Source organism: Kaistella sp. (assembly GCF_049588135.1).
GTDB lineage: Bacteria > Bacteroidota > Bacteroidia > Flavobacteriales > Weeksellaceae > Kaistella.
The window spans coordinates 1-8,748 of record NZ_JBAVFG010000247.1 but is presented as its reverse complement, the minus strand read 5'-3'; the positions used below and the strand labels follow the sequence as shown (position 1 = coordinate 8,748).

Annotated in this window: 8 protein-coding genes and 1 tRNA gene; 6 read left to right on the top strand and 3 right to left on the bottom strand. The window is 34.2% G+C overall.

Annotation, left to right across the window (positions count from 1 at the left end; genetic code table 11):
• A partial coding sequence (locus tag WBY99_RS13240; protein ID WP_423976806.1) for a ZIP family metal transporter occupies positions 1-614 on the bottom strand: 614 nt, incomplete at its 3' end.
• 12 nt (positions 615-626) lie between these two features.
• A complete protein-coding gene (locus WBY99_RS13235; protein WP_423976805.1) occupies positions 627-1,382 on the bottom strand; it encodes a class I SAM-dependent methyltransferase in 756 nt (251 codons plus the stop codon).
• A gap of 90 nt (positions 1,383-1,472) precedes the next feature.
• Between WBY99_RS13235 and WBY99_RS13230 the strand changes: the two genes are divergently transcribed.
• The 3 genes from WBY99_RS13230 to prmA all read left to right on the top strand — a co-directional run bounded on the left by WBY99_RS13230 (position 1,473) and on the right by prmA (position 4,826).
• Positions 1,473-2,648, top strand: coding sequence for a THUMP domain-containing class I SAM-dependent RNA methyltransferase (locus tag WBY99_RS13230; protein WP_423976804.1), 1,176 nt, complete (start codon positions 1,473-1,475; stop codon positions 2,646-2,648).
• Positions 2,649-2,758: 110 nt separating this feature from the next.
• The gene (locus WBY99_RS13225; RefSeq protein WP_423976803.1) at positions 2,759-3,760 is read left to right on the top strand and encodes a glycosyltransferase; all 1,002 of its coding nucleotides are present in this window, start codon (positions 2,759-2,761) and stop codon (positions 3,758-3,760) included.
• A 238-nt stretch (positions 3,761-3,998) separates the two neighbouring features.
• On the top strand, positions 3,999-4,826 hold the full coding sequence (prmA, locus tag WBY99_RS13220; RefSeq protein WP_423976802.1) for a 50S ribosomal protein L11 methyltransferase: 828 nt from the start codon (positions 3,999-4,001) through the stop codon (positions 4,824-4,826).
• A gap of 32 nt (positions 4,827-4,858) precedes the next feature.
• Here prmA and WBY99_RS13215 read toward each other — a convergent pair.
• Positions 4,859-4,932 (bottom strand) — tRNA-Arg (locus WBY99_RS13215).
• A 45-nt stretch (positions 4,933-4,977) separates the two neighbouring features.
• Here WBY99_RS13215 and WBY99_RS13210 point away from each other — a divergent pair.
• From WBY99_RS13210 to WBY99_RS13200, 3 genes are all read left to right on the top strand, one after another.
• Entirely contained in the window at positions 4,978-6,024 is a 1,047-nt protein-coding gene (locus tag WBY99_RS13210; protein WP_423976801.1) for an ABC transporter substrate-binding protein, read from the top strand.
• Between the two features lie 55 nt (positions 6,025-6,079).
• Positions 6,080-6,724, top strand: a complete 645-nt coding sequence (gene mtgA / locus WBY99_RS13205) for a monofunctional biosynthetic peptidoglycan transglycosylase (RefSeq protein WP_423976807.1) — start codon at positions 6,080-6,082, stop codon at positions 6,722-6,724.
• A gap of 18 nt (positions 6,725-6,742) precedes the next feature.
• Positions 6,743-8,748 (top strand): recombinase (locus tag WBY99_RS13200; protein ID WP_423976800.1); only part of this gene is annotated, 2,006 nt, incomplete at its 3' end.

Here is an 8,748-nt window from a genome sequence, read left to right as displayed (position 1 = left end):
TTATGATTCTTATTGCTTTCGAAAATAATAACCGAGGAAATATGAAGGAAAATCCCACCTACTAAAGCAAGAAAATAAACTTCAAGATTAGGATTAAAATATTTCCCCAAAAACAAACCTAAAGGTGATGCCAAAGCAAAAATCGAAATAATTAAAATAGCCGACGGCGAGAATTTTTTGTTCTTTACCAAAAAAGCACCAAGAATAAAGGATATCGGAATATTATGAACTAAAATCCCAGTTAAATAAGGACTCAACGAATTTTCTTGATTTGCCAACGGAATTCCTTCCAAAAAAGCATGAATAAAAAGTCCAACCATTAAAGCCAACGGAAGAATGTTTTTATCTTCAGAATGATGATGAAAGTGACCATGTTCAAATCCTTTCGTTAAATTTTCAAGCAACATTTGTAGCAAAACGCCGCCAATTACCCACAATCCAATATTGTGATTTTCTCCCGAATAAACTTCCGGGAAAACTTCGTTCAAACAAATGGTAATTAAAAATCCCGCACTTACGATTAAAAGATTTTTGGCGAATTTCTCTCTTTCTCCGAAAAATTTTCCCAGAAAAACTCCAATTAAAACGCTTAAAATTAATAATAGAATAATAATCATTCGTCAGATTTAGGAATGTTTCTTTTTTCTGAAAATATTGATGCAACGTGGTGAATTTTCCAAATCGAAATCGTTCAGTTGATAATTCCCGAAAATTTTCACTCTTTCAAAACCGAATTCTTCTGCATAATTTTTTATTTCCTCTAAAGTGTGCAATTTCACTTTTTCGAAATAATCATATTGCTGTCCTTGATCCGTAAAACTGATGTCTTTAATAATATTTCCGTTTTCAATTCTTTTTTTAATATGAAAATCAATTCCGCCTTTAGTTGAAATGTCTTCTGGAACCAAATTGTTTTCCACCCATTTTGCATTCAAGAAATCCAGAACAAAATATCCATTATTATTTAAAATATTTGAAATCGATCGGAAAACTTTTTTATCGTCTTCTTCATTTTCAAAATAGCCGAAACTGGTAAAAAGATTAAAAACCGCATCCACTTTTTCGCTGGAAATTTCCGGAAAAATTTCATTTCGCATATCATGAACCACGAATTTCAGCGAAGGTGAAGCCGAAGTTTCAAACTGTTTATTGTGCAAAATGCTTTCTTTAGACAAATCTAAACCCAAAACTTCATACCCCATTTTGTTTAAAAAAACAGAATGTCGCCCTTTTCCGCAGGCCAAATCTATAATTTTAGAATCTTTAGAAATATTTAAGTAATTGATTAATAGAGTGATAAAGTTTTCTGCTTCTGCAAAATCTCTGTCTTTATAAAGAATGTGATAATAAGGAGTATCAAACCAAGTTTCAAACCATGCCATTGTGCAAAAATAACTAAATTTGCCGAAATAACTGAGCAACTTTTCCGAAGCTTTATTTTTAAGTCAAAAGAAAATCGCCAATAATAAATTATGGATACAGAAAATATTAAAATACAGATCAAAACTTTTTTCGGTCTCGAAGAAATTTTAGCAGAAGAAATCAGAAAACTCGGCGGAGCAAATGTCGAAGTAAAAAACCGCGCTGTGAATTGTGAAGGAGATTTAGGTTTTCTTTACAAAATTAATTACTCAGCCAGAACGGCGTTGAAGATTCTCGTTCCCGTTCTTACTTTCAAAGCTTGGGACGAAAACCGTTTTTATGATAAATTGTTCGATTTTCCGTGGGATGAAATCATGACCGTGGACCAAACTTTTGCAATTGACAGTACGATTTATTCTGAAAGATTTTCGCATTCGCAGTTTATGTCTCAGAAAATGAAAGATGCGGTTGTCGATTTCTTCAAATTCAAATACAACAAAAGACCGAGTGTTGATACGCAGCAACCAGACATCAAATTGCATCTTCACATCGATCGGGAATTGGTAACGATTTCTTTGGATTCTTCCGGCGACGCTTTATTCAAAAGAGGTTACAGAAAAGAACAGGGAGAAGCGCCATTGAATGAAGTGCTTGCTTCTGGAATGTTGCAGTTAGCAGGTTGGGACGGAAAAGGAAATTTCCTGGATCCAATGTGTGGTTCGGGAACATTATTAATTGAAGCAGCAATGATTGCCATGGACTTACCGGCACAGACTTTCCGTAAAAGGTTTGGTTTTCAAAACTGGTTGAATTATGATGCTGAATTATTTCAAACCATCAAAGAAGTTCGTCTTAATCGGGTGAGAGAATTCACCGGAAAAATCGTTGGTTACGATATCGATTCGGATATGTTGCATGCTGCAAGAGTCAATATCGAAGCTGCTGAAATGGACGATGTTATTGAAGTAAAACACCAGGATTTCTTTGAATCTAAAAAAGAATTATTTCCATTAATGATGGTTTTCAATCCGCCTTATGATGAAAGAATTGTAATTAACGATGACGAGTTTTATGCTAAAATTGGAGATACCTTTAAGAAAAACTATCCAAATACTTTGGCTTGGTTAATTTCTTCTGATTTAGATTCATTGAAAAGAGTTGGACTGCGACCTTCACGTAAAATTAAACTGTTTAACGGAAAACTGGAATGCCGTTTTATGCAGTATGAAATGTATGAAGGGACGAAGAAAATTCATAAACTGGAAGGGAGAGAAGGAGATAATTAATATTAAAGTAAATTTATGTTTTGGGATATTTTAGATATCATTCTTAATTTTTTCAATCTTCTTCCTAATAAAAAAGAGGATGAAGCCACGAAACATTTCAAAAAATAACATTGAACACCATCTCCCTCATCATCGCCATCTACAATCGAAAAGGCGAACTTTTCGAACTCCTCAATTCATTATCACATCAAACCGATAAAGATTTTGAAGTAATCATTGTTGATGACGGTTCGCTGATTAATTTACGTCCGACCGCTGAACTTTTTCAGGAAAGTTTAACCATCAACTTTTTCCGAAAAGACAATTCCGGTCCAGGATTATCCCGAAATTACGGAGCGAAACGAGCCAAAAATGATTGGCTTGTTTTCGTAGATTCCGATGTCATTGTGGAAACCGATTATATCGCAAATATCAAAACGGATATTTCCGAAATTCCATGCGATGCTTTTGGCGGTGCAGACAAAGCACACAAAGGATTTAATTTAATGCAAAAAGCAATTTCCTACTCCATGACTTCTGTTTTCACAACGGGCGGAATTCGTGGCAGTAAAAAAGCCGTTACCAAATTCCAACCCAGAAGTTTCAATATGGGAGTTAAGAAATCGGCTTTCGAAAAAGTCGGTGGTTTTTCTGAAATGCGCATCGGCGAAGATCCAGATTTGTCGATGAAACTCTGGGAAAACGACTTTACGACAGCTTTTTTCGATAATATTGGCGTTTATCACAAACGAAGAGTTGACTTTGGAAAATTCTCCAAACAGGTTTATCAATTCGGTTGCGCGCGACCGATTCTTAATCAGCGTCATCCGAAATATGTGAAGATTTCCTTCGCTTTTCCCTCGCTTTTTATGATTGGTTATATTTTGGGATTTATCGAATATTTCTTTTTCCAGAAAGGACTTATTTTAGGATTTTACGGACTTTACACTTTTATTATTTTTTTTCACGCCTTACTTCAAACCAAAAACATCAGTATCGCTGCAATGGCGATTATTTCAACCTATATCCAAATGTTTTCCTACGGTTACGGTTTCCTGAAATCCTGGATTTTACTCAATGTTTTCCGCCAAAAACCTGAAGAAGCATTTCCGTCGCATTTTCATAAACAATAATTTTATTTGGCGCACATTTCCGCCCTCCGTTCCCGCTTTTTTTGTCATTGCGACGAACGAAGCAATCCGTTGAACTTTCTCATATTCGCAATAACAAAAAAGAGCTCCACTCAGGTCGGGGCGCATTTCGGTTTTAAAAACAAATTTCTCGCATGAAATCAAAGTAATTATCTGTGAAAATACGTGTAATCTGTGAGAAAATACTTTTTAAAATCACTATTTTTGCAAAAAAGAAACGATGCAAAATTACTTAGAATTCAATTTTAAAATACAACCTCTTCAACCTTGGAACGAAATCCTAATGGCAGAACTCATCGAAATCGGTTTCGACAGTTTTACCGAAGAACACGACGGGATTTTGGCTTACATTCAAACAGAATTATTTAAAGAAAATGAGCTGAAAGAAGTTCATTTACTTCAAAATCCTGAAATCAATATTTCCTATACTTTCCAAGAAATGCCCAATATCAACTGGAATGAAGAATGGGAAAAAAACTTTTCTCCAATTAATGTAGAAAATCAAGTTTCCATTCGCGCTGAATTTCACGAGAACCAAAACCTTCCGCACGAAATCATCATTCAACCGAAAATGTCATTCGGAACTGGTCATCACGCAACAACCTATTTGATGATTCAACAAATGCTCGATATGGATTTTGCAAATAAAACCGTTTTAGATATGGGTTGCGGAACTTCAGTTCTCGCTATTTTCGCCAAACAACAAGGTGCCGGAAAAACCGTTGCCATCGACATCGACGAATGGTCTGTTGAAAATTCCATCGAAAACGCTGCAAGAAATAATGTAGAACTCGAAATTTCGCAAGGAACTGCCGATAATTTAGGCAAAGAAAATTTCGATATTATTTTAGCCAACATCAACAGAAATATTTTAATTTCCGACATTCCGACTTATGTTTCGGTTTTGAATTCTGGCGGTCAATTATTGCTTTCCGGTTTATGTTTCTTCGATGTAGAGGATATTCTGGAAGTTTGCAATGAGCAAAAACTGACTTTGAAAAAGAAATTACAAAGAGAAGAATGGGTTTCTTTGCTCCTGGAGAAATAAAAAAAAACTTTGCAAAATTGCAAAGTTTTTAGTGACCTCGACAGGATTCAAACCTGTAACCTCCTGAGCCGTAATCAGGTGCGCTATTCAGTTGCGCCACGAGGCCGTTTTTCGGTTTGCAAATATAACACTTTTTTATTCTTTTCAAATAATGAAATCAACTTTTTTTACATTTTTAACGCTTTTCCTTCTTTTTGCTTGTAAAAAAGAAAGTTCTGATAAACTAAGCGATTGGCAAATCATCTCAGAAAACGTTCAGTTTAAGGATGAAGCGAATACTTTTCAGTTGAAATCAGGAAAATTTAATTATCATATTGCAAATGCTAAACTTCCTTTTCAGAAAGTTATTTTGTTGAATGCAAGTTTGGTGGGCTATTTTACCGAATTGGGTTTAGAAGACAAAATCATCGGAATATCCAGTCCCGAATATATTTTTTCTGAAAAAGTTCATCAATTAATGAAAGAAGGAAAAATTCAAGATGTTGGCAATGAGCAAAAATATAATGTTGAAAAAATCATCGCTTTAAAACCTGATGCGATTTTTACCAATTATATCGCAAGCTTCGATAATACCTATGACTTAATTAAAAAAAATGGTATCGAAATTATTTTTCTGGATGAATATTTGGAGCAAAACCCTTTAGAAAAATCAAAATATTTATTGGTTTTCGGAAAACTTTTGGGCGAAGAAAAAAAATCGATTTTAAGATTTAATGAAATAAAAAGTTCCTATGATTCCTTGAAAACTTTAGCAAAAAAATCTGAAGAAAAACCACTTGTTTTAGCCAACGAAATGTACGGAAATCAATGGTTTCTGCCAGGTGGGAATACGAATTTAGCACAATTTATTGCTGATGCAAATGCGGTTTATATTAATGCTAAAAACACAGAGTCTAAAGCAGTTCCGATGAGTTTTGAAGAAGTATTCACGAAATCCAAAAACGCAGAATTTTGGGTGAATGTAGGTAATCATCAATCCAAAAAAGAACTTTTACAAATAAATCCAAATTATGATAAAATGAACGTTTTCAACCACGAAAAATTATATACCGTTATCGGAAAAGAACAGGGAAAATCCAATGATTATTTCGAAAGTGGAGTAGTTCGAGCCGATTTGATTTTGAAAGATTACGTTAAAATTTTTCACCCCGAATTATTGCCAAATTATAATTTAACCTACATGAAAGAGTTGAAGTAAATATAATTTCTATTTTTGCACCGTTCAAATTGTTTATTTATTGAACCGATTATTTATGTGGAAGAAAATTAAAAAATTGATCTATATCATTATTTTAGCGAATATTCTCTTTATCGTTTGGGGAAAATTCTTCAATCCACCGATTACTTTTACGCAAATCGGCGGGTTACTGGAATATGGGAAATTAAAAAGAGATTATATTTCTTACAATGAAATGGGTGATAACGTAAAAAAAGCGGTCATTGCCTCGGAAGATCAAAGTTTTTTTGATCATAATGGTTTCGATTACAAAGCCATTGAAAAAGCCATGCAGCATAATCAACAGGGCAAAAAAATTCGCGGTGGAAGTACCATTTCTCAACAAACGGCAAAAAATGTTTTTCTTTGGCAAGGTAGAAGTTATATCAGAAAAGGTTTTGAAGCCGTTTATACTTTCATCATCGAACTGGTTTGGGGGAAAGATGTTATTCTAGAAAGATACCTTAATTCTATCGAAATGGGACAAGGCGTTTTCGGAGTTGAATCGGCATCGCAGTATTACTTTAATAAAAGGGCTAAAAGTTTAACCAAAAGTGAAGCCGCTTGGATAGCCACAATTTTACCTAATCCGAAAAAATATGATCCGAAAAATCCATCTGCCTATCTTACCAAAAAGCACAACTGGATTATGCGTCAAATGAATAACATCACGCTTAAATAATTTATCTTTACGAGAATTATGGGATTTATTTTTCGACATAGAGAAGATTTCAGAACGATTCTGACCAAATATTTTAGTTTTAGAAATGAGACTAAATCTTTGAGTCCTCTCATTGAATTACTTCGCAGTATTCGTTCAGAAGAGTTTCATCCGGTTTTGGTTTTTTTGCGAGAAAATCAGGAAGTTACCGAAAATCTGGGAGATTATATCCGTAGATTATTTGAAAAAAAACCTTTTAATCTCTCTTTGACGGAAGCTAATATCTTATCAGAAAACGCTTTTTATCCAGAATTAAAGAAAAGATTACTCGATAAAATTTTGCCGAGTGTAGAGAATGAAGAAACAGTTTGGTATTTGGTAGACACGGTTTCTGTTCGTCCGAAAGTTGATTTAGAATTTTTCAGAAATCTTAAAAAAGAAGATTTAGATGAAATTTTCAGGTTATTAAAAATTAATGAATTCATTTTGAAACCAGGTGTGAAAAATGAGTTATTGTTTTCATTAAACATCCTTTCTTGGCGTATTATCGGAAACGCAATGGAGGTGCAAGTGGTGAATATGGCTCCTGAATATCGAAATTTTGACAATCCGTTTTTGGCGATGCAAAATGAAATCGATTTATTAAATCAAAGTTATAAAGCCAATCCTGATTTTAATTTGACTTCCAAAGATGTCAATTATAAACAGATTAAAGTTTTGATGCAACAATGTTTAGATTTCGTTGCTTTAGCTTTTAAAAACTCTTCTAAATACGGTATTTCTGGAAAAATAAATCAGTCTTTAATGAAGATCAGACAGCAATTAGAACGAATGACAGACATTCTTTCGGTCATGATTTTTGATAAAGAAGAAGATGTTTTAAAAAACTCTAAAAGGTTGTTTTTCAAAATATTAGAATATAAATCTCACAAAAATAATTTACGGGAGCTGATTTCCGACAGCACAAGACTAAAGTCTCACTTGATTACCAATCACACCGCAGAAACTGGTTCTTATTACATTACCTCTACATCGAAAGATTATATGAGTATGTTTTTGCGAGCGAGCGGCGGCGGCGTAATTGTGGGGGCACTTTGCGTTTTAAAACTGTTGTACAGTTATATTCCCGGCAGCGATTTTTCGCACGCTTTTCTTTATGCATTTAATTATGCAATGGGATTCATTATGATCTATTTGATGAATTATACTTTGGCAACGAAACAGCCTGCAATGACGGCAGCTACGATGGCAAAAGTACTTTCTGAAGGAGAAAATACTCGTAAAAATTATGTAGATTTTGCGCATTTGGTTTCCAAATTATTCCGTTCCCAATTCATCGCTTTTATGGGAAATGTCTTATTGGCTTTCCCGATTGCACTTGCTATTATTTACGGAATGGATGTTGTTTTTAAACAAAATTTTGCCGTAGAAAAATCGGTAACGTTACTCAGAGATTTGAATCCAGTACAATCGAAAGCTATTTTCCATGCGTGTATTGCCGGATTCTTCTTATTTGTTTCTGGGATTATTTCGGGTAATGTTGGGAATAGCTCGGTATTTTACCGTATTCCGACAAGAATTGAGAAAAACCCTTTCCTTAATTATTTTGTTGGAAAAAATACTGCTAAAGGACTTTCTGACTATTATGCCAAAAATTGGGCAGGGATTATCTCTAATTTTTGGTTTGGTATTTTCCTCGGAATTACTGGTCCAATCGGGCTTTTTCTAGGATTAGATTTGGATATTCGGCACATTACTTTCGCTTCCGGAAATTTTGCCTTGGGTTTATATGGTGCCGATTTTTCGGTAAGTAGTGCTACATTCTGGATCGCTTTCGGAACAGTATTTTTAATTGGGTTTTTCAATTTCGCCGTGAGTTTTGGTTTATCGATGATTTTAGCTTTCCGATCCAGAAAAGTTAATTTCGGAGAAGTGAAGGAAATCTACCGAGAAATTTTCAGATATTTCATAAAAAATCCATTTCAGTTTTTCTTGCCAATTCGCTCAACTTTAGATGATAGTGCCAAAGAAATGGTAGATAATAC